Source organism: Dinghuibacter silviterrae (genome assembly GCF_004366355.1).
Taxonomy (GTDB): Bacteria; Bacteroidota; Bacteroidia; order Chitinophagales; family Chitinophagaceae; genus Dinghuibacter; species Dinghuibacter silviterrae.
Genome location: NZ_SODV01000001.1, coordinates 2,709,743 through 2,734,427 on the forward strand (window position 1 = coordinate 2,709,743; position 24,685 = coordinate 2,734,427).

9 protein-coding genes are annotated in these 24,685 nt (G+C 60.2%); all 9 read left to right on the plus strand.

Features of this window, described 5'->3' with window-relative positions; all coding sequences use genetic code 11:
* Nucleotides 1-3: 3 nt before the first annotated feature.
* The 9 genes from EDB95_RS11870 (at nt 4) to EDB95_RS11920 (ending at nt 24,684) form a co-directional block, all read left to right on the plus strand.
* Nucleotides 4-1,053, plus strand: a complete 1,050-nt coding sequence (locus EDB95_RS11870; RefSeq protein WP_133993850.1) for a Gfo/Idh/MocA family protein — start codon at nt 4-6, stop codon at nt 1,051-1,053.
* Complete coding sequence (locus EDB95_RS11875; RefSeq protein WP_133993852.1) at nt 1,050-3,716, plus strand: hypothetical protein; 2,667 nt, start codon at nt 1,050-1,052, stop codon at nt 3,714-3,716. Before EDB95_RS11870 ends, EDB95_RS11875 begins: the two co-directional genes overlap by 4 nt.
* Nucleotides 3,717-3,718: 2 nt before the next feature.
* On the plus strand, nt 3,719-5,338 hold the full coding sequence (locus EDB95_RS11880) for a glycoside hydrolase family 28 protein (RefSeq protein WP_211352090.1): 1,620 nt from the start codon (nt 3,719-3,721) through the stop codon (nt 5,336-5,338).
* Nucleotides 5,335-11,223, plus strand: a complete 5,889-nt coding sequence (locus tag EDB95_RS27535) for a glycosyl hydrolase family 95 catalytic domain-containing protein (RefSeq protein ID WP_162852566.1) — start codon at nt 5,335-5,337, stop codon at nt 11,221-11,223. The genes EDB95_RS11880 and EDB95_RS27535 overlap by 4 nt, the downstream gene beginning before the upstream one ends.
* An 8-nt stretch (nt 11,224-11,231) precedes the next feature.
* On the plus strand, nt 11,232-17,369 hold the full coding sequence (locus tag EDB95_RS27540) for a family 78 glycoside hydrolase catalytic domain (RefSeq protein ID WP_211352091.1): 6,138 nt from the start codon (nt 11,232-11,234) through the stop codon (nt 17,367-17,369).
* A 129-nt stretch (nt 17,370-17,498) separates the two neighbouring features.
* Nucleotides 17,499-18,002, plus strand: a complete 504-nt coding sequence (locus EDB95_RS11905) for a DUF3826 domain-containing protein (protein ID WP_211352092.1) — start codon at nt 17,499-17,501, stop codon at nt 18,000-18,002.
* Between the two features lie 23 nt (nt 18,003-18,025).
* Nucleotides 18,026-21,226 (plus strand): SusC/RagA family TonB-linked outer membrane protein, encoded by a 3,201-nt coding sequence (locus tag EDB95_RS11910; protein ID WP_133993854.1) that lies wholly within the window; start codon nt 18,026-18,028, stop codon nt 21,224-21,226.
* Nucleotides 21,227-21,237: 11 nt separating this feature from the next.
* The gene (locus EDB95_RS11915; RefSeq protein WP_133993856.1) at nt 21,238-23,037 is read left to right on the plus strand and encodes a RagB/SusD family nutrient uptake outer membrane protein; all 1,800 of its coding nucleotides are present in this window, start codon (nt 21,238-21,240) and stop codon (nt 23,035-23,037) included.
* A gap of 6 nt (nt 23,038-23,043) precedes the next feature.
* Entirely contained in the window at nt 23,044-24,684 is a 1,641-nt protein-coding gene (locus EDB95_RS11920; protein ID WP_133993858.1) for a polysaccharide lyase, read from the plus strand.
* The last annotated feature ends 1 nt before the right edge of the window (nt 24,685 follow it).

Genomic DNA, 24,685 nt, shown 5'->3' on the forward strand with positions numbered 1-24,685 from the left:
TATATGAACGAACACATTCAAAACCCCCGTCCTGTCTTTGTCATCGGGGCGGGCGGGATCGTCCAGGATGCACACCTGCCGGCGTACCGGCTGGCGGACTTTCCCGTGCTGGGGATCTACGACGCCATCCGTGAAAAGGCGGCCGCGGTCGCGGAGGTCTTTGGCATACCCCAGGTGTTTGGCAGCCTGAGGGAAATGGTGGTTTCCGCACCGGAACGTGCCGTTTTTGACATTGCCCTCCCCGCGGACGCCATTTTGCCCACCCTCGAACAATTGCCGGAGGGTTCTGCTGTTTTGATCCAAAAACCGCTTGGCCGGGACATGGCCGAAGCCAAGGCCATCGCCCGGCTGGTGAAGGAGCGTTCTTTTGTCGCGGGGGTGAACGTACAACTCCGTTATGCGCCCTTTATCGCCGAAGCCAGGCGTATTCTTGCGGAAGGCCGGATCGGCCCCCTTTGCGACATCGACATACACGTTCATGTGTATACCCCCTGGCACCTTTGGACCTTTCTCCAAACGTCCCCCCGCATCGAAATCCTGTACCACAGCATCCACTACATCGACCTGGTGCGCAACCTGGCGGGCGATCCGAAAAGCGTATACGCCAAAACAGTACGTCACCCCTCCACCCCTGACCTTGCCCCCGTGCGTACCCACCTGATCATGGACTATGGTGACTTTTTACGGGTGGGCATCTCGACCCATCACGCCCACGACTTTCATACCCGTCACCAGCAGGCGTATATCCAGTTGGAAGGTACGCAGGGCGCGATCCGGATCGGTCTGGGGTTGCTCCTGGACTACCCAAAGGGACAGGAAGATACCTTCGAATATATCGTCAGGGGCGACGCCGCCTGGCAAAGCCTACCCCTGTCGGGGTCGTGGTTTCCCCACGCCTTTATCGGCTCCATGGCGCAGGTCATGGCGGCCGCCGACGGGCTCATCCCCCGTCCCGACAACAGCGTCGACGATGTCCTCCACACCATGGCCTGTGTGGAGGCTGCCTATCGCTCCAGTGAGGAGGGCGGGGTACGGCCGGAATTATTTTTATGAAAAAGATTTTCGCCTATATTGTTTGCTGCGTGTTGACCTGCCCGGTGGTTGGGCAAGGGGCGGCCCGGCCGCGGGTTCTCTTGCCGGCGGCGCCGCGGGTCGTTTTGCCGCCGAATGCGGCGCCCCGCGTCCACTACGGCGCCGCACGCCTGACGGCAGCCCTGAAAGCGGCGGGGGTGCAGCGCCCCGTGGTGCTGATCCTCCGCAAGGGCCTGCCACAGGAAGGATTCCTGATCGAGTCGAAAAACGGCCGCGTCGAGGTCACCGCCTCGGACGCCTCCGGTCTGTTATACGGATGTATGGAACTCGCCGATACCGTGGCGGCCCGGAAGGGTTTGCCCGCGAAAATCCACGTGTCCGATCATCCGGAAATGCCGTTCCGGGCCACCTGTATCGGTTTGCAAAAGCCCACCCTCCTGCCGGGCCGGGGCGCTTATGAATATCCATATACCCCGGAGAATTTTCGCTGGTTTTATGACCGGGCGCTTTGGCTCCGGTACCTGGACAGTATGGCCAATAACCGGATGAACGCGCTTTGTCTTTGGAACGGACATCCGTTTGCCTCCCTGGTCCGTGTCAAAGCGTATCCTTATGCCGTGGAAGTGCCCGACTCCATTCTTGAAAAGAACCGCGCCTTGTTCAAGTTCCTCACCGCTGAAGCGGACAAACGGGGGATATGGGTGATCCAGACGTTTTACAACATCATCGTCAGCCAGCCTTTTGCAAAGGCCAACCACCTCAAGACACAGGACCGGAACCGGCACATCATTCCCCTTATCGCGGACTATACCCGGAAGTCGATCGCCGCTTTTGTCGAGCAATACCCGAACACCGGTCTTATGTTCACCTTAGGCGAAGCCATGGAGGGCGTCGGGCAGGATGACATCGACTGGCTGACAAAAACCATTATCCCCGGCGTCCTGGACGGTCTTCACGCACTGGGCCGTACCGACCTGCCGCCCCTGGTCCTGAGGGCGCACGATACCGACGCCCCCGCCGACCTTCGCGCCGCGCTTCCGCTCTACGCGCACCTGTATACGGAAGCCAAATTTAACGGGGAGGCCCTGACAACCTACACACCGCGCGGCTCCTGGGCGGAGCTGCACCGAACCCTGAGCCGCATGGCACCGATCCAGATCGAAAACGTCCACATCATGGCCAACCTGGAGCCGTTCCGCTACGGCTCCGCGGATTTTATCCAGCGTTGTGTGCAGGCGATGCACGCCGTCTACGGGGCGAAGGGGTTGCACCTTTACCCCCAGGCGTCCTATTGGGATTGGCCGTATAGTGCGGATAGCGTGGGCGGGGGCGCACCCGCCGCCCGCCTCCTGGAAATGGACCGCGACTGGATCTGGTACCGGGCCTGGGCGCGATACGCCTGGAACTGTCACCGGGACAGCGCCGCTGAGACAGCCTATTGGTCCACCTTGCTCGGAACGCGGTTTGGATGCGGGACTGACGGCGGCGCGGCCATTCTCGCCGCCTACAACGCCTCCGGCATCATCGCGCCCGAGCTCCTGCGCCGGGTCGGCATCACCGACGGCAACCGCCAGACCCTTACGCTCGGGATGTTTATGGACCAATTGATCGACCCCAACCGGTTTGGTTTGTTTTCGCTTCTATATGAATCCGAGGCACCCCCGGGCGAAAGCCTTGCGCAATATGCCGCCCGGGACTGGGCGCACGAAAACCATGAAGGCGAAACCCCCGTGTCTGTGGCGGACGACGTGATAAGGGCGGGCCGGGAGGCGGTGGAGGCGATCGACCGCGCGGCGCCGGCTGTGACGCGTCAGCACCCCGAGTTCAAGCGCTTGAGCAACGATATGCGAGCCTACCGCGCCCTGGCGGATTTTTACGCAGACAAAATAGAAGCCGCCCTTCACGTACTACGGTATACGTATTCGGGGGACCTGGCGGACCTGGACTCGGCCGTGGCGCCGTTGACCGCGAGCGTGCGGGCCTTCGATACGCTGAATGATTTAACCCGGGGTACCTACCGGTATGCCAACAGCATGCAGACCGCCCAGCGAAAGATCCCCATCCGTGGTGCGGACGGCACGTATAAGACCTGGGCAGAGATGCTGCCCCTCTATCAAATGGAACGGGAGCGGTTTATAAAAAATTTGGACTCCTTGCATACGGCCCGGACGCAAAAACCCCCACAGGTAGAACCCCTGCGCGCGGCCGCTGTGACCGTACAAGGAGACACCTTTACGCTGGCGCCGGGATCGCGCGTCTTTAGCGATACGAACGTCGTGATCCAAGACCTGGCCGTTCCCCTCCGGGGGCTTCGGGGCGTACGCCTCCCTTTTGGTGGGGATACCAGCGTGCGGTTCACCAGCACCCGGCCCGTCAAGGTCCTGGTGGGCTATTTTGTCACCCACGACAAGGCTTTTCTGCAGGAACCGCAACTGGAGACCGACGCGAGCGCCAACGACTTTGGGCAGGCGGACATCCGGCTCGCAGGGGCGCTGCTGGTGCCGGGCTTGCCGGTGGTGAATGTACATGCTTTTGCATACCCTGCCGGGACGCATACGTTGAGTCTTGGCAAGGGCGCTTGTCTTGTGCTCGGCTTTATCGACGGGGATCAGGTCTTTAGCGCTTATGACGCGGGTCTGCATAGCCCGGGGGCCGTCAATGTGGATTGGTTATTTGATAAATAATTATGGAAAAATATATACTGGCCCTGCTGGGCCTCCTGATGGCGGGCGCGCCGGCGGGCGCGCAAAACGCGGCGGCGCCTGCGCATCGCGCTGCCACCGCGGCGCCGGGGCCGGAGCGCCGGTCGGCGACCGCGCCGACGCGCCCGACGGTGGCCCCCGCGACGACCGCGGTGCCCTTCTATAACGTCCTCGCCTACGGCGCCATCGCCGACAGCGCACACTCGTGCACTGCCGCGATCAAGGCGGCGATAGACGCAGCGGAGCGCGCCGGCGGGGGAACCGTGTATTTCCCCGCGGGCCACTACCTCACGGGGCCGATCCGTTTGCGAAGCCACCTCACGCTTTTCCTGGACGCAGGGGCGGAGCTGGATTTCAGCGACCGCTTCGAAGACTATCTCCCGATGGTGCCCTCGCGCTGGGAGGGGACAAGCGTGCATAATTTTTCCCCCCTTTTATATGCCTTTGGGGACAGTTGCATCACGATCACGGGGCGGGGAACGGTCAACGGGAACGGTCGCCGGTGGTGGGACTTTGCCATGGGGAAAGGCGACACCAGCGGGCGCGCCCATTGGGCCGCTATCTTTACGGCAAACAACGTGGGCATCGTCAAACCGGATGACTCGGCCTGGATGGAAAGGGGCTTTCTCCGGCCGCCTTGTGTGCAGTTCCTGCATTGCAGCAACGTCCTGCTCCAGGGGGTGACCTTCCGCAACCCGCCCTTCTGGACCATCAACCCGGAGTTTTGTACCAACGTCACCGTTACCGGGGTGACCATCGCCAACCCGAAGTCACCCAATACGGATGGCATTAATCCGGAATCCTGCCGGTATGTCCATATTTCCGACTGCCATATCAGCGCAGGGGACGACTGTGTGACGATCAAAAGTGGGAAGGACAGGGACGGCCGTAACCTGGCGGCGCCTTGCGAGGACATTACCATTACGAACTGCACCATGCTGGCCGGGCATGGGGGCGTGACCATCGGGAGCGAAATGAGCGGGGACGTCCGACGCGTGGTGGTTTCCAACTGCGTGTTTGACGGCACGGACCGGGGTATCCGTATCAAAACGGGGCGCGGTCGAGGCGGGATCGTCGAGGACGTGCGCGTGGAGAACGTGATCATGGACCACATAAAAACCCAGGCGATCGTCCTGGACATGCAATACGGGGGCTCGCGGCCGGAAGCGGTTTCGGAACGCACGCCGCGGTTCCAAAACTTTACCTTCAGCCACATTACGGGTTCCGCAGCCGTGGCGGGGCTTATCAACGGCCTGGAAGAAATGCCACCCGATGACATCGTGCTGGACGACGTTCAACTGGAGGCGGAGACCGGGTTTGTCCTCCACCACGCCGGTCGCGTTGCGTTTCACCAGGTGCGTATCCATACGCGGCGCGGTCCCGCCGTCGATGCGGATTCCGTGCGTCAGCTGGAGCTGGATGGGGTGACCGATCCGCAGCCCTTGCAGGGGGTGCCCGTGCTGCGGCTGGGGCGTGTCGATCGTGTGCTGGTGCACAATTGCTGGGCGGCGGAGGGCACGGATATCTTTTTGCAAAGCGAGGGCAAGGTTTTCCTGTTGGCAAATGAGCTTGGCAGGGCCAAAGTAGTGGAGGGCAAGCCATGAGACGGCTGGGGTACCTGCTTGCGGCGCTAGTGGCGTTGGCGCTTACGCGCGAGCCCCGGTCTGACGGTCGCGCCGGTGCACAGGTCGCAGGGCCCGTCGATCGCATTGGCGCGATGAAGGCTGCCGGGCAAAATGGCGCGCGGGCGGCGGCGCCGCCACCCGACGGCGACACCCTCCTCCTCTGGTACACCCACCCCGCCCGCGGGTGGACCGAAGCCCTGCCCATCGGCAATGGCCGGTTGGGCGCCATGATCTATGGGGGCGTGGACACCGAGCACCTCCAGTTCAACGAGGCGACGCTTTGGACCGGCGGCCCCCGTAGCTACCAGCGGCCGGACGCCCACCTATACCTAAAGCCCATCCGGAAGCTCCTCGCGGAGGGCCGGCAGGATTCGGCGATGGCCCTCGCGGAGCAGCATTTTATGGGGGCCAAAGACAAAAGCGATTCGGTGTATGCGCTTCAAAAAACCGCCTGGCTGCGCAAAGTCCGTTCAGACACCAGCGGCGCAACGGCTGCGGACGAGGACTGGCCCACCATGCCCATCCCCACGCTTAACGGCTGGGAGACGGAAGGATTGGAAGGGGTAGACGGGGCGCTTTGGTTTCACCGTTCGTTTGTTGCACCCGATGACTGGAAGGGAAAGGACCTTGTCCTGGACCTCGGCAAAATCAGGGACGAGGATTTTACCTACGTCAACGGCGTTCGCGTCGGCGCGGGGGAGGGTATCAACAACAAACGCAGGTATATTATAAAAGCGGGTATCGTACGACCGGGGGTGAACCGGATTTCCGTTCAGGTTATTAACTATTTTGATAAAGGCGGACTGGTGGGGGTAAAGGGGAGCCAGCCCACCCTGGAAATATCCGCAGGGTCGGGCACGCCCGTCTCGCTCCGGGGTTCCTGGAAATACCATATCCAGGATGAGAACCCGCCGTCTTATCCGCAGTACGAGGCCAGCTACCAGCCCTTTGGGGATGTGCTGTTGGAGGACCATGCCACCGGCGAGGCGAAGGATTACCGCCGCTCATTGAACCTGGACGACGCGACCGGCCTGGTCTCGTATACACGGGCCGGGGTGCACTATACGCGGACCTATTTTGCGGGCGAGGATGGGATCGTGATGCGTCTTCGCGCGGACCGGCGGGGTGCGTTGCGTTTTACCGCATTGCTACAGACGCCGCACCGGGAGCACCGGATCTTTCGGGTGGATGAGCATACCCTGGGGCTTTCGCTAAAAGTCCGGGACGGGGTTATGCGGGGTGTCAGCTACCTGCGCGTGCAAGCAAAGGGTGGGCATGTCACCGCAACAAGCGACGGCCTGAACGTAGATGGCGCAGACGAGGTCACGCTGTACCTGGTCGCCGCGACCAACTTCAAAAACTACAAGGATGTATCGGCAGACCCAATAAAACGTTGCAACACGGCTTTACAACACGTGGACGAAGACACTTACGCCGCCCACGTCCGGGCCTATCGCTATTTATTCGATGGCTTCCACCTGAACCTGGGGCATGGCCCGAACGAAAACCTCCCGACAAACGAGCGCATTAAAAATTTTACCGAAAAAGACGACCCCTCCCTGGTCGCCCTCTACCTGCAGTACGCGCGATACCTGCTGATCTCGTCGTCGATGCCGGGGACCGGGGCCGCAAACCTCCAGGGTATCTGGAACAACCTGCTTACGCCGCCCTGGGGCAGCAAGTATACGACCAATATCAACCTGGAGATGAACTACTGGCCGGTGGACGAGCTGCACCTTTCCGGTTGTGCGGAACCGTTATTCCGGCTGATTGGGGAGGTGGCCGAGGCAGGGAAAGCCACCGCGAAAGATTATTACGACGCGCCGGGCTGGGTGCTCCACCACAATACCGACCAATGGAGGGGGACAGCGCCCATTAATGCGTCCACCCACGGTATATGGGTCAGCGGGGGCGCGTGGCTTTGTCACCATATCTGGGACCACTTCCGCTATACACAGGACACGGGCTGGCTTCAGAAAGAATACCCGGTGATGCGGTCTGCGGCTGACTTCGCATGCCACTTCCTGGTACCGGATCCACAGACGGGCTGGTTGATCAGCACCCCGTCCAATTCACCGGAACATGGGGGACTTGTCGCCGGGCCCACCATGGATCACCAGATCATCCGGGATTTGTTGACCAACTGTATCGCCGCGTCCCGGGTGCTCCGCGTGGACTCCGCGCTCCGCGGGCGTTGGGCGTCGACCCGTGACCGGATCGCGCCCAACCGGATCGGCCGCTATGGACAGCTCCAGGAGTGGCTGGAGGACAAGGACGATACCGCGGACGAACACCGGCACGTCTCCCATTTGTGGGGCGTTTACCCGGGTACCGACATCACCTGGGCGGACAGCGCCCTCCTGCGCGCCGCCCGCACCTCCCTCCGGTACCGGGGCGACGGGGGAACGGGTTGGAGTCTTGCCTGGAAGGTGAACCTGCTCGCGCGTTTCCGCGAAGGCGATCACGCCCTTCGGCTCCTCGACAAATTATTATCTCCCGCGGACGATGGGGCGGGGGAAAAGGGAGGCGTATACCCCAACCTTTTTGACGCCCATCCCCCCTTCCAGATCGACGGCAACTTTGGCGGCGCCGCGGGCATCGCGGAAATGCTTGTCCAAAGCCAGGGCACCGGCATCGACCTGCTTCCGGCGTTGCCCGCGGCCTGGGCGAACGGGTCCGTCGACGGATTGGGCGCCCGGGGCGGATTCACACTGGCGTTGCAATGGTCAGCCGGGGCATTGACGCGCGCGGTGGTGCACGCGGCCGCGAACGGCCCCTGTACATTGGTCTACCACGGACAGGTGGTACGCTTTGACGCGCGCCGGGGCGTATCCTATTTGTTTGACGGGACGCTGACCAGTGTGGGTACCGTTATCGACGGCTGGCATGCGGAGCTGCATCCCGAAGCGGGTCCGCGCGTGGATTTCCGCATGGACGAGGACTGGCGGACGGTCATGGATCCGAAGAACCAGCACGCATTCGACGGGTTTGAGCGACCGGGCTTTCCCGAAAGCGCCTGGAAGCGCGTCAGCGTCCCCCACAACTGGGATGATTACGGAGGCTACCGGCGGCTGGTTCACGGCAACCTCCACGGATACGCCTGGTACCGGAAGATTTTTTTTGCACCGATGCTGAGGAAAGACCAGCGGTGCTTTTTGTATTTCGAAGGCGTCGGCTCCTACGCCACCGTATGGGTAAACGGGGTCCTCGTTGGTACACATGCCGGGGGACGGACGACATTTACACTGGACGTTACGCGGGCGCTGCACCATGGGGTCAACCTGTTGGCGGTGCGCGCCGACCACCCGGCTTTTATAACGGACCTTCCCTGGGTGTGCGGCGGCTGCTCTGATGACCGGGGATTTTCCGAAGGCTCACAGCCCATGGGCATCTTCCGGCCGGTACACCTCCTGGTGACGGGAGCGGTGCACGTGGCGCCTTTCGGGGTGCATCTTTGGAACGAGGATACGAGTGGACGGGTGCATGCGGAGGTGGACGTCACCAACGATGACGATCAACCAAGGCGGTTAACCGTCACCGTTAACGGGACGGAGATCGCCGGGGCGCAACTACAGGCCGGAGAAACAAAAACGCTGCGGGGAGACATCATCATACGTGAACCGCACCTTTGGTCCCCGGAGGACCCGTTCCAGTATAAGGCGGTCGCGCAAATACGCGCGGATGGAATCATCACCGATCAGGTCACGACCCCGTTTGGCATCCGGACCATCACCTGGGAAAAGCATCGCCTGTTGGTCAACGGCCGCCCCGTTTTTATCAACGGGATTGCGGAGTATGAGCACCGCCTCGGCGGCAGCCACGCCTTCGAGGAAGCGGAGATCCGCGCCCGCGCCGGGATGATCCGCGCCGCGGGTTTTAACGCGTTCCGGGACGCCCACCAGCCGCACAACCTTTTATATGGCCAGATATGGGATAGTACGGGTCTGTTGTGGTGGCCGCAGTTTTCCGCCCATATATGGTTCGATACGCCAGCCTTCCGGCAAAACTTCCTTCGCCTGCTGACCGACTGGATAAGGGAAAGACGCAACGAACCCTCCGTTATCCTTTGGGGGCTCCAGAACGAAAGCCACCTCCCGGCGGACTTTGCCCGTCTTTGCGTGGATACGATCCGGAAGCTCGATCCCACGGCCTCGATCCAGCGACTCGTAACGACCTGCAACGGGGGCGAAGGGACCGACTGGGACGTCCCGCAAAACTGGACGGGCACCTATGGAGGAGATCCCGCGACGTACGCCTCGGACTTAAAACGGCAGGTCCTCGTGGGTGAGTACGGCGCATGGCGGACCACCGATCTGCACACCGAAGGCCCCTTCATCGCCAAGGGACCTTATAGTGAGGAGCGGATGGACCAGTTGCTGGAGATGAAGCTCAACGCCGCCGATTCGGTGCGCGCGGACGCCGTGGGACAGTTCTTTTGGTTGTTCTCTTCCCACGACAATCCCGGGAGGGTGCAGAGTGGGGAAGGCTTGAGGGAGTTGGACCGGATCGGGCCTGTCAATTACAAGGGACTCCTGACGGAATGGGGCGAACCAGTTGATGCCTATTACTTGTTTCGTGCCCATTTGACGCGCGGCCTGGCCGCCGCGGCGGCGCACGGCCCGGGCTCCGGCGGCGCCGCCGGCCCTATGGTGTACATCGTGTCCCACACCTGGCCCGACCGCTGGAAAGAACCCGGAATAAAAAACAACATCACCATCTTCTCCAACTGCGACGAGGTCGAACTCTTTAACGACGTGAACGCCATATCCCTGGGCCGCAAACGCCCGCCGTTTCGCTGGGACAGCGTGGACGTACAGTATAACGTATTGTATGCAAAAGGATATATCGGTGGCAAAGTCGTGGCGTCGGACTCCATTGTACTGAGGCATTTACCGGCGGCGCCCCACTTCGACGACCTGTATGCGGGCAGCACTGCGCTGACGGCACCCGCGCCCGGTTATTACTATTGGTACCGCGTCCATTGCGGCGGTCCCGCTTATACGGACCGGCAGGGCAATACCTGGATGGCCGACCGGGAGCGGCACACCGACACCAGTTGGGGCTCCTCCTCCTGGACGGACGACTACCCGGGGTTACCGGCCAGCTTTGCCAGCCAGCGTCAGATTTTTGACCCCGTCCGGGGAACAACCGACTGGCCGTTGTTCCAGACTTTCCGGTATGGCAGGGACAAGTTAAGGTATACATTCCCGCTCCCCGACGGGGACTACCGGGTGGAACTGTATTTTATGGAACCCTGGTATGGAGAGGGCGGAGGCGTGGATGCCACGGGCTGGCGGCTTTTTGACGTCGCCTTTAATGGGGAAACGGTGCTGCAAGACGTGGACCTTTGGAAAGAAGCGGGGACCCATGGGGCCGTCAAAAAAGTCGTCACCGCCCACGTCAGCGGAGGGCGCCTGGACCTCTCTTTCCCAAGGGTAGCCGCAGGCCAGGCGGTGATCAGCGCGATCGCCATCGCCGGGCACGAAACCGGGATCCCCGCCGGTTCCGATGGCCCCGTTATCCATTGGCTCGATAACGACACCATCGGCACCCCGGCCTACGACGTACGGTCTTCAAAAAGCTATGCGCCCGACAGCGCGAATACCTGGCACTTTACGCTGGGGGTAGCGGATACATATTCGCTGACGGTACGCTATATCAATACGAAGGGCCCGGCAGCGGGCATGCTGACGCTGATGGATGCCGGCGGAGTCGTGTTGAAAAAAGAACAATTGACATTCAAACCCACAGCCACCGGGAAAAAAGGAAGCGTGTTGACGGATACCGGCGGCATGATCAACGCGGGAGCGTATACGGTCCGGGTAACCGGGGATGTTCAATGCGTCGCCCTCGACGTACAATAAAGCATAAGATGAAAAGCGGATATATTTTTTGGGGTTTCCTGCTGTGTAGCGGCCTGCTCCGGGCGCAAAGGGTAGACCAACTCCGGATGCGGGACGGCCGGCTCAGCTGGGCACTTGTATCGGAGGAAAAGAACGTAAAGCAGACGGCTTACCAGGTCATTGTCGACGGGTATTGGGATTCAAAAAAAGTGAGTGACTGGCGGTCCCTCCATATACCCTACCGCGGCAAACCGTTGCCACCGGCCACGACGTACACCTGGAAGGTGCGCGTTTGGGACAACCACGGCCACGTCTCTCCCTGGAGCGCACCCGCCACCGGGCAAACGGGGTTGTCCAACACAAGCGACTGGAAGGGCGCCGCGTGGATCGCCTACGAGGCGCTGCCGGACACGGCCCTGTGTCTGCCCGGTCAGAAGAAGCGAAAGGTCCCGGAGGACGTGCTGCCACAGTTTGAAAAAGTGTTGCGTATTCGTTCGCCCCTTTTACGGGCAACCGCTTTTGTCTGCGGCCTTGGTCAGTTCGAGCTAAAAGTGAACGGCGAAAAAGTGGGCGACCACTTCCTCGATCCGGGTTGGACCCGGTATGACAAGGAAGCGGTGTATGTGCCCCTCGATATGCACTTGAAAACCGGGTCGGATACACTGACGGTGTCGTTGGGCAACGGGTTCCTGTATACGCCCTCGGAACGCTACCGCAAGCTCACCGGGGTATACGGTTATCCAAAGGTGAAAGCCCTTTTCCATCTGGAGTACGTGGATGGTCATACCGAAGACATCGTAACCGATGCCAGCTGGAAAACGGCACCTTCCCCGACGGTTTTTAGCAGCATCTATGGAGGAGAGGACTATGACGCCCGGTTGGAAGACGCGCCCAACTGGAAACCCGCGGTCGTGGTGGACGGTCCGCCTGTGCACGAACAGGAGGAAGCGCCGCTAAAGGTGACGGAGGTATTTGCCCCCCGGTCCGTAAAACAGATCCGTCCGGACGCCTGGGTCTACGACCTCGGTCAGAACATGTCGGGCATCGCCGAGCTCGCTGTACAGGGGCGACGGGGGGATACGGTCAGGATTTACCCGGGTGAGCTGGTGCACGAAGACGGTAGCGTCAACCAGCACGCGACGGGCTCCCCCTATTACTGGACGTACATTCTTAAGGGCGACGGAGTGGAGACCTGGCGGCCGAAGTTTACCTACTATGGGTTCCGTTACCTGGAGGTGGTGGGCGCCGCGCCCGCGGACGCGGACGCCTCGCCCACGCCCGCGGACGCCACGAGCGGTCGCGCGACCCTGGTATCGGTCCGCGGCCTCCACACCCGGAACGCCGCCGACAGCACAGGCTCGTTCACGTGTTCGAACGAACTGTTCAACCGCATCTACACCCTGATCCGCTGGGGCATCCAAAACAATATGGCGAGCGTGCTCACCGACTGCCCCCACCGGGAAAAACTCGGCTGGCTCGAACAAACCCACCTGATGGGGAATTCGATCCAATATAACTATGACTTGTCCGCGCTGTACCGGAAGATGGCGCACGACATGATCACGTCCCAGACCCCCGATGGCCTGGTCCCGGAAATCGCCCCCGAGTTTACGGTATTCGGAGAACCCTTCCGGGATTCCCCGGAGTGGGGGAGTGCCTGTGTCCTCCTGCCCTGGTCCCTGTATTGCTGGTATGGCGACTCGGACATCGTCCGGGAGTGCTACCCAATGATGCGCCGGTACATGACCTACCTCGCCGGCAAAGCGGATCACTATATACTGACGCAGGGGCTGGGCGACTGGTACGACCTGGGGCCTAACCCCCCGGGGTACGCGCAATTGACGCCCCAGGGGCTCACGGCCACGGCGTTCTATTACAACGACGCGGTAGTGCTGGCAAAGGTCGCCGCCTTGCTGGGGCGGGGCGATGAGGCGAGGGCGTATACCGCGCTGGCGGGGAACATTCGCGAAGCGTTTAATGAGCGGTTTTTCCACGCGGGCGCCGCCGCGGCCGACAGCGCCTACTACGGCACCAACAGCCAAACCGCGAACGCCATGGCCCTCACCCTGGGCCTGGTCGACCCCAAGTATCGAACGGCCGTGCTGGCAAACCTCGTACGCGATGTCCGGGCGCGCGGTCTCACCGCCGGGGACATCGGGTATCACTACCTGGTGCGCGCGCTCGCAGAGAACAGCGTGCTGTATGATCTGAACAACCAAAGCAGCCAACCGGGGTACGGCTACCAGCTTGCCAAAGGCGCCACGGCGCTGACGGAGTCCTGGCAGGCCTTGCCCACGGTATCGAACGACCACCTGATGCTGGGACACCTCATGGAATGGTTTTTTGAAGACCTGGCCGGGATCCGTGCGGAAGACGTGGCCTATCACCGCATCCGCATAGCGCCCATGCCCGTGGGGGACCTGACGTCGGTGTCCGCCAGTTACCGGTCGGCGTATGGATGGATCATCAGCGCCTGGTCGATGGAAGGGAATGACTTTGTGCTCAAGGTGCATATACCCGCGAACACCAGCGCGGTTATATCGCTGCCAAAACGAATCAGCCACGAGGTCGGATCGGGTGATTACGTATTCAAAGTCAAAAACTATGCCGGTCAAGTGCCGGACAGCGTCATGCAAGCGGTGTACACGCGGGTGCGGACGCCTTATAAATACGGTCTTGTTATCGCGCCGAAGGACAATGATAAAAAGATCGACTGCCCTACGGTATTTCGAAAGGACTCCACCTGGTTTATGACCTACCTGGAGTTTAACGGAAGGGGTTACCAAACGTGGCTGGCGCGGAGCACGGACCTGCTGCACTGGTCTACGCTGGGGAAGGTACTGCCGTTTCCCGCGGATACAACACGCTGGGACGCCCACCAGCAGGCCGGGTACGCGGGGTTGGAGGACCTGACCTTCGGGGGCTCCTATCGCCTGGATAAGTACCAGGGACGGTATTGGATGTCTTATTTTGGCGGCGCCGCCAAGGGGTATGAAAAAGGATTGTTGTCCATCGGCATGGCGTCCACGGACAAGGATCCTTCGGTTTCCCACGAGTGGGACCGGCAGGACCGCCCTGTGCTTTCTTCCGTAGATCCGGACGTGGCCTGGTGGGACAACCATACACAGTATAAAGAAACGGTCATCCGGGACAAAGAAGGGTTGACGGGTCATCCTTTTGTGCTGTACTATAACGCCAATGGCGACAGTGTCAACAAAAAGCGGGGCGCCGAACGCATCGGCATGGCGGTTTCCGACGACATGGTGCACTGGATGCGTTTTGGCCGGGACCCGGTCCTCAACCACGGGGCGGGCATCACCGGTGATCCATGGATACAAAAGATCGGGGATGTGTACGTGATGTTTTATTTCGGGGCGTTTTGGAAGGGCACCAACGGGGCGTTTAACCGCTTCGCGTGTTCATACGACCTTGTTCACTGGACGGATTGGACGGGAGCGAACCTCATCCAGTCGTCCGAGCCCTTTGACAACCTGTTTGCGCACAAGTCTTGTGTCGTGTCCTACAAGGGCGTCGTATATCACTTTTACTGCGCCGTCGATAAAGCCAACCAGCGGGGGATTGCCGTGGCGACGTCCGAGGACAAAGGGGCGAGCTTGGTGCACTTCGTGGGGGCGCCGCCGCAGCAAGGCCCACCCGCCGCACAAGCCCAGGCCGCCGCGCAAGGCCCGCCCGCTGTACAACCCCAGGCCGCCGCGCAAGGCAGTCGTCGCGTGATCCCCTTTGATACGAGCTGGGCCTTTCGCCGCGAAGGTGCCGCCGGGTCTTTCGGCCTGGTGGGTGACACCGCCTGGACAAGGGTCGACCTGCCACACGACTGGAGCATCGAGGGCCCCTTTGTAAATGGCGATGTAGCCGAAGGCGCCTTACCCACGGGCGTAGGTTTCTATCAAAAGACGTTCGTCGCGCCGGACAGCTGGAAGGGACGGAAAGTTTATATCGAATTCGATGGCATTTATAAAAACAGCACGGTCCAGCTCAACGGCCACCTGCTGGGTTTCCGGCCGAGCGGGTATGCCTCCTTCCGGTATCCGTTGGATTCCCTGCTATACGGTCAGGAGAATACGATCGACGTCCGTGTGGACAATTCGCTGCAACCGGACGCACGTTGGTACACCGGGTCGGGGATCTACCGGCACGTCAGGCTGGTGGTGACGGAACCGGTGGCGATCGACCATTGGGGCGTAACGGTGACCAACCCTGCGCCGGATGTCCTTCGCGTGGTTACGCGCGTGACGGGTGGCCATGCTGTGGTGCACACGGACGTGGTGGATGCCCGGGGGCGGGTCGTTGCCAGGGACACCGGCGCTGAGGTGACGCTGCCTATTCCGGATGCGCACCTGTGGTCTCCCAGCGATCCGTATTTGTATAAGGTCGTCACGACACTGGAGGCGGGCGAGGCCGCCACAACACTGAGGGGCGACCGCGTGGAAACAATGACCGGCCTCCGCCAGATACGCTTCGACGCGGAGAAAGGTTTTTTCCTGAACGGGTATCGCCTGCAGATCAACGGCGTTTGTCTCCACCAGGACCTGGGCGCCCTGGGGGCGGCCGTCAACACCCAGGCGATGGAACACCGGCTGGCGCAGTTGAAGGCGATGGGGTGCAATGCCATCCGGACGGCGCACAACCCACCGGCGCCGGAGTTCCTGGACCTATGCGACCGGATGGGTTTCCTTGTGATGGACGAGGCATTCGATATGTGGGCAAGGAAAAAGAATAAAAACGACTACCACCTTGACTTCGACGCCTGGCATCAAAAGGACCTGGAGGACATGATCCTGCGGGACCGCAACCACCCTTGCATCATCGCCTGGAGCATCGGGAACGAAATCCGCGAACAGTTTGACACGAGCGGTATCCGCCTGGCGCGCGAACTGGCGGCAACGGTCCGGGCGCTGGATACCACACGGCCCGTGACGGCAGCACTGACGGAAACAGGGCAGAACTATCTTTTTGACGCCGGGGCGCTCGATGTGTTCGGATTGAATTATCACCTGGAGAAAATTTCCACTTTTCCTCAAACCCATACCGGTATACCTCTTATAGGCTCCGAAGACGTATCGGGACTCGCGAGCAGGGGGGACTATGACCTGCCCGCGGACAGCGTGCGTTTCTGGCCGTCTGGTCCCAAGGAAAAAAACGTCCCGGGACACGAGGACCATAGCGTATCCGCGTACGACAATGTTGCGGCATACTGGGGTGCGACCCACGAGGCGACCCTGGACACGATCCGAAAGTATCCTTTTGTCGCGGGGATGTTTGTGTGGTCGGGGTACGACTACCTGGGCGAACCCACGCCTTATGGCTGGCCCTCACGCTCGTCCTATTTCGGGATCATAGACCTGGCGGGGTTCCCCAAGGACGTCTATTACCTCTATCAAAGCGTGTGGACGGACCGGCCGGTGCTCCACATCGACCCGCACTGGAACTGGAGCCCGGGCCAGCGGGTGGATGTACGCGTGTACTATAACCACGCGGACGCCGTGGAGCTTTTTCTCAACGGGCGTTCCCTGGGGCGGCGCTCGAAGACGGACGGCGCACTGCACGTCTCCTGGACCGTGCCCTGGGCGCCGGGGACGCTCCGGGCGGTGGCCCTCGATCGCGGCAAAGCCGTTCGGGAGGTGGTCGTGCGGACGGCGGGGGCGGCGGCCCAGATCGCGCTGCGCGCGGATGTCCCGGCGGGCGCGGACGTCGACGCACCGTCGTGGGCCGGCACCACGTCGCCGGTCGCCGGCGCAACAATGCCGACGCCCGGCGACCTGTACTTTATTACTGCGACCCTGCTCGACGCCGCCGGCACCCCCGCCCCGAAAGCGGCCAGCCTGCTGCATTTCCAGGTAGAAGGCGCGGGGCGCTTCGTCTGCGCGGACAACGGGCGGCAGGCCGATACGACGTCATTTCAAGCGTCTGAACACCGGGCGTATAACGGGAAATGTATGATCATCGTGCGGCGAACCGGCCCCGGCCGGATCACGCTAAAGGTTACATCGGACGGGCTTCGCCCGGGAACGGTGATGCTTGGTGACAAGGCGCCGGGCGCGGCCGCGAAAGGCCCGGGGACGCCGGCGGGCGCGGCCATCAAGAGCGCGGCGGCTGCCTCCGGCGCGGCTCACAAGGGCGCGATGACGGCTGCGCCCGGCGCATAAGGCGCCAGGGGCGAATAGTAAAATGTTCCATCAACATAGTTAAACCTTACATTGTCCGCAGCAGCGCCTTCCGGTAACTTTATTCCTACAAACGATGTTATGCCGGATTGCTTGCTAGTGATGGCTTTGATGCCCCTTCTTCTGTGCACACGCGCCACCGCCGCCGGCGAAGACAGCGCTTATATAAAGACCATTTTTCTCCGCTCGCAAAAGATCGTCAACCAACTGGACCTGACGGACACGGCTAAGGCCTCGCGGGTCCGGGACATGGTGTCCTGGCAGTACCGGCACCTGAACGCGGTGTACGCCGATAAAAAAGACCAGAACGACAAGAGCATCGACAGCCTCCATCTGCTGTTCTTAAAGGAACTGTCTACGGAGCTGACCCCCGCGCAGATCGACAAAGTAAAAGACGGGATGACCTACAGCGTCCTGGAAGTCACCTACAACGCCTACTGCGCAGAACTGCCCGCCCTGACGGATCCGCAAAAGGCACAGATCCTGGCGTGGCTGACGGAAGCGAGGGAACACGCGATGGACGCCGGGTCCTCTGAGAAAAAACACGCCTGGTTTGGAAAATACAAAGGACGAATCAATAATTATTTGTCCGCCCAGGGATATACCCTTAAGTAACGACACCATTACACGATTGCTATATGAACAACCATGCACTGAAATGCTTGCTGGCTTTGATCTTGCTCACCTGTTCGGGGGCGCTTTGGGCGCAGGACCGGACAGTTTCGGGGAATGTGATCAACCAGGACACGCACGAACCCCTTGCGGCGGCCACGGTGACCATTAAAGGGACGCACCGTACGGTCGTGACCGATGCAAAGGGATTTTTTTTGTTCAACCTTCCTGCAAGTCTTAAAAAAGAAAACGTCACCCTCCAGTTTTCACACGTCGGGTATAATGCCAAAGAACTAAACGTAAACACCGCGGACGTCCTTATCGTGACCATGGAGGTGAACAACAAAACCATGAACGACGTCGTGGTCGTCGGGTATGGCACGCAGAAACGCGCCAACGTCCTGGGGTCGATTGCCACGATCCAGGGCAAGGAGCTGGAAGATCTTCCTGCCGCCAACCTGTCCACGGCCCTGATGAACACGATCCCGGGGGTGGGCGTTTCCCAGACCTCGGGGAAACCGGGGGCCACGACAAACCTGACCATCCGGGGCGCGACGACCTTTGCCTCCGGTGGCAACACCAGCCCGTTGTATGTGATCGATGGGTTGGTACCCTTGTTGTCCGCCTCCGGTAACATCGACCCGACGGGGAAAACCTCGTTTGACAACCTGGACCCGTCCGAGATCGAATCCATCTCTTTCCTAAAAGACGCCTCGGCCACGATCTTTGGGGCCAGGGGGGCGAACGGCGTCGTGATCGTCACGACCAAACGCGGCCGCTCGGGCAAACCGGTGCTGAGCTATTCGGGATCCGTGTCGATGGAGGATGCCTCCAAACTCCCGAAAATGATCGATCCGTATAACCAGGCGTTGCTCCTGAACAACTGGGTGGAGAATTACAAACCCAGCAGCCTGGTGCCGACCGAAGTCTATACACAGGCGGAACTGGATACGATCCAGTCGCACAATTACGATTGGTTGAGGAATGAGTGGAAAAAAGGCTATATCCAAAAACACGCCCTGAACATCAGCGGCGGGAATGACCGGATTACCTTTTTTGCCGGGGGGAACTACTATAGCGAGGACGGCAACCTGCCGGGTGTTACGGACAACAAATACGGTTTCCAGATCGGCGCGACGGCCAAGCTCTTTACGGGTCTTACCGCGGACTTCACGGCCAACGTGAACACGGCCATCTCGAACCGGCCGGCGCCAAAGGGCACCAGCTCCTCGGAGCAGGCGGACCAGATGAACGTGACCGTGGGTACGCTGGAGAGCGTCCCGGGTTGGGTACCGGAATACATCAACGGCACGCCGGTCTATTATCAGCCGATCAACTGGCATCCGGCTGCCCTGGCCTCTTCGGGTTCTTACAACAAGGACAACCAGGACGCCAACGCGGTCAATATCGGCCTGACCTACCAGGTCCCCGTTATTAAGGGGCTTACCGTGCGGGCGCTCTACGGACGAAACACCTTTAACGATTTTTCCAAACAATACTATGTACCCTACGTGTTGGATGTTTTCAATACGGATGGAGTCCATACGAACAAAACATCGGGAGGCGCCAACATTCCGACCAGCACCCAGAACGTGATCTATACCGACCAGGTGAGCGGCACCAAGACGATCGCCAACGGGAACTCGTTGAACGAATTTTACAGCAAGTCCACAAACTGGCAGGCTTCGGAGCAAATCCAGTACGCCAATATTTTTGGTGAGCATTCGATCGACGTTTTGCTGGGAACGGAACAAAGCCAGCTGACCGGCGACTACCTGCAAACAGGTATGCAGACCCAACTGATCCCGGGATACGACCAGTACTTCGCATATAGCGGCAACCAGACGGGCTGGAGCCTAGCCGGTCAAAGTACGTCTACGGGCAGGGTGAGCTATTTCGGCCGGTTGAACTATGCGTATAAGGACCGGTACCTGCTTCAGGCCGCCTTTAGGGACGATGCTTCGCCGAACTTCCCGACGTATGCCCAATGGGGTTTTTTCCCCTCGGTATCGGGCGGGTGGAAGATATCCCAGGAACGCTGGTTTTCGGATAACGTGCATTTCCTGAATGACCTGAAGATCCGGTTGAACGTGGGGCTGACCGGGAACGACGCGACCTCCAGCTTTGGGTATGTCACCCGGTACACGGCCACGGGGAACAACTATGGATACCTTTTTGGGAACACCCTGGCCAACGGTCTCCAGACGACACAGGTGCCGAATTCACAGATCACCTGGGAAAGGGCGCTGTTCAAGGACCTGGGTTTTGACGGGTCGTTGTGGAACTACCGCTTCAACTTCGCGATGGATTTCTGGTACAAGCACCAGTATGACATGCTGGAAACCCCGACCGCCACAGTTCCCACGACCTTCGGGGGCACGATTGCCAACGAGAACCACGGTATCCTGAACTCCTGGGGCATGGAACTCCAACTGAACTATACCCAAAACCTCAGCCGGGACTGGAAGGTATTTGCCACGGTCAACTTTGGCATCAGCGACAACCGCGTCATCCAGAAATACTACAGCGCCGGTACCGATACGGGGTATAAGTATCCCATCGGCAAACGCGAGGACCTGGGGATTTCGGGCTACGAATCCACGGGCATCGTGCGGACCCAGGACCAGGTCAACGCCTGGTATGCCAAACACCCGGGTTGGACCATCAACGGGGACTCCCTGCGCGTGGGTGACCTGAACTATGTGGACCTGGACGGGGACGGCAAAATCACGTCCAACGATCAGACGCAGATTGCCAAGCGCTCGGGGAACATCTTCGGGATGGGCTTCAATTTGGGTGCCCAGTGGCGGGATTTCCGGATCAGCACCAATATTGCGCTCGGGGTAGGGGGCAAGACCCTCCCGAACAAGGTGGACATCGCGCCGCCGACAAAAGACGCGCGGGGGCTGGCGATGTGGAGCAACTCCTATACGGCCGCGAACCCGAATGCTTCCTTACCCGCCATCTACGCGCCCTTTGTCAACCAGGGGTCGACGTACTGGTTGCGCAGCGCGACCCAGATGTATGTCCAAAACCTGCAGATGTCCTGGGCGGCACCGTCCAGTTTTGTCAACCGGTACCACCTGCCCGGTTTCCGGGTGTACCTGACGGGTTTCAACCTTTGGAACATCATCAACCCCACGCCCTATAAGGACGTCCGGTCAAACGAGATCACCGATTACCCCATCCTGAGGACCTGGACCTTTGGTGTGAACATGACCTTATAAAACGAACGACAATGAAGAAGTATCTGCTCTATATAGTCTTGTTGGTTTGCTTCGCGGCGCCCATCTCCTGCAAAAAGATCCTGAACAAGGTAGACTTTAACGGGGTGCCTAACGCCGAAGTCTGGTCAAGCGCCAGCACGGCCAACCTTTACCTGAACGGTTTGTACAACATCATCATGCCTTACTGGCCCTGCGACTGGGGGAACTCGACGCTGCCGATCGCCATGCACAACACCTCCGACGACCAGAATGGAGGGAACACGTCCATCCTGCAAGGGACGCTCACCGTGGACCAGGTCACCGACTTTTATACGTCGAACACCAACTCGGTGTATCCGTATATCCGCCGGATCAACATCCTTTTTGCCAACATCGATAACTACGGGCTGGATTCCAATACCACTGCCCCCATCAAGGCCCAGGCTTACTTCCTCCGGGCATTTGCCTACTTCCAACTGGTCAAGCTCTATGGCGGGGTACCTTATATCACCAAGCCCCAGGACTGGATCACGGACAGCCTGAACGTCTACCGGAATTCGACGTCCCAGTGTGTCGACAGCATGCTGGCGGACCTGAACCACTGCACGGTCCTGCCCTCTTCCTGGACGGGCGCGGACTTCGGACGCATCACGAGCGTGGCCGCCCTGGCGCTGAAGGCGCGGATCCTGTTGTACTGGGCCAGCCCCCAGTTCAACCCCACGGGCGACATGACGCGCTGGCAACAAGCCTACACCGCCAACGAAGCGGCGTACGACTCCCTCGTCAATGCCGGGTACGGGCTGTATACCAATTTTTCCAGGATCGCACTGGATGCCATCAGCACTACCAGCGACAGGGAACCCATACTTTTCCGTTCCTTCAATGGAAGCAATGTCGCCGGATTATACAATGGCTATGACAACGTGACCCGGCCGTACTCCCAAGGTACGGGGAGCGGGGGGACGACCAACAACCCGACCTGGAACCTCGTCACTGCTTTTCCAATGGCCGACGGGGAGCCCATCACGGCTTCATCTGCGAAGTATCCCTACAACCAGCAATTCTATTGGCAAAACCGGGACCCCCGTTTTTATGCCACCATCGTCTATAACGGTGCCGTCTGGGGCCTCAGCGGAACGGCAGGCCGCAAACAATGGATGTACCCCAACATGACCGACGACAAGGGACACATCACCTCCACCGGCTTTTATTGCCGCAAAAACATCGACACGACCGTCCAGGCCGCCGTCGCCAACTTAGGCAAAACGACCTGGGTCGAGTTGCGGATGGGTGAAGTGATGCTCAACCTTGCCGAGTGCGCCAATATGGTGGGCAACCAGTCCGAGGCCATAACGCTGTTGACAGCCATCCGCAAAAGAGCGGGGATCGTGGCAGGCACCAATTACGGCATTCCCAGCGGGCTCACCGCCGCGCAGATGGAGACCTTTATCTTAAACGAAAGAAGGGTGGAACTGGCCTTCGAAGGGAAGCGCTACGACGACCTGCGCCGCACGCGTACCTTCGACCAGTTGAACGGGTCCTACAGGGATCAACTGGTGATCACCCTCAAAAAAGGCGTGACGGTTTCCCTTCTCGAAACGCTGAATACACTGACGAATACACGGCTCAGGGACACGATCGATGTCAACTACGACACGGCGTACTTTTCGTATAACGTGGCGCCGATCACCAACGACCTGCCGATCAATTTCCTGACCACCTATTATGCCTACGGCATCCCGTCTTCGGACATTGGGAAAGACCTCAACCTCCAGCAGACCCTTGGCTGGACGTATGGGGGAGCCGCAGGGACTTTTGACCCGACGAAATAATAACACATGAATAAGAAATGGATTTTACTGGTTGGCCTGACCGCGTCGCTTGGCATCGCCAGGGCCCAGTACCCGACGGTACCGGAAGACATAAAGGCCCAAAGCGAGGCGATGTTGAAAGCGGCTTACGCCCACTCGGATTCCGCCTGGCAGGTGGCCTTGCCCATCATCCAGGACGAAGCCGCCCATGGTAAACCCTATGTCCCCTGGGCTACCCGGCCAACGGATTTGCCACAGGCGCCCATCCTTGCTTTTCCGGGAGCAGAAGGGGGCGGTGCCCACAGTTTTGGCGGTCGCGGCGGCAAGGTGTATGTCGTGACCAGCCTGGACGACAGCGGACCGGGGACCTTGCGCTGGGCGTGTGAGCAGGGCGGCGCCCGTATCGTCGTGTTTAACGTGGCCGGGATCATCCGGATTCATACACCTATCATCGTCCGTGCGCCCTATATTAGCATCGAAGGCCAGACGGCGCCCGGGGACGGGGTTTGCGTGGCCGGCGAGTCCTTCTGGGTCAACACCCACGACGTGATCATCCGCTACATGCGGTTCCGCCGGGGCGAAACCAACGTCGGCCGCCGGGACGACGCCCTGGGCGGCGACCCTGTGGGGAACGTGATCGTGGACCACTGCTCGACAAGCTGGGGGCTCGACGAGAACTTTTCCATGTACCGGCACATGTACAACGACGGGGAGCCTGGCAAAATCGACGAGAAGCTGGGGACCGTCAACATCACCATCTCCAACTGTATCTCCGCAGAATCCCTGGATACCTGGAACCACGCCTTCGGGTCCACCATGGGCGGCGAAAATTGTCTCCTCATCCGCAACCTCTGGGCCGACAATACCGGCCGGAATCCGTCGATCGGTTGGAACGGGGTGTTTAACTTTGTCAACAACGTCGTCTTCAACTGGCACCACCGGTCCATGGACGGCGGCGACTATACCTGTCTGTACAACATCATCAATAACTATTTCAAACCGGGGCCGGTCACGCCAAAGAACGAGAACGTAGGGCATCGTATCCTGAAACCGGAATCCGGGCGCAGCAAACTAGGGTATCGTGCGTACGGGCGCTGTTATGTCAATGGCAACGTGATGGAAGGGAATCCCGAGGTAACGGCGGACAACTGGAATGGAGGCGTGCAGATCGAGGAACAAAAAGACGCCGGGAGTTATAAGGATGACATGAAGGTGTCTGTTCCGTTCCCGATCAACGCACCGATCTTTATCCTGCCTGCTTCTCAGGCTTACTCGTATGTGCTGGCCAACGCGGGCGCCACGCTGCCTGACCGCGACCCGGTAGACAAGCGCGTCATCGAACAGGTCCGCACCGGCAAGATCACCTACCAGGAGGTCAATACCGATACCATGTTCCAGTTCAAGGTGCGCAAGCTCCCCAAGGATTCGTACAAACTGGGGATCGTGACCAACATCGTGGAGGTTGGTGGTTATCCCGACTACCAGGGGACGCCCTACAAGGATTCGGACAACGACGGCATACCGGACGCTTGGGAAATCGCCCACGGGCTCAACCCCCACGACGCCTCGGATGCTTCCAAACCCGCCAAAAACGGGGGCGGTTATACCAATATTGAAGTGTACCTGAATACCGTGGCCGCCAAAGGCGAAAAACCATTGAAGGCTTGAC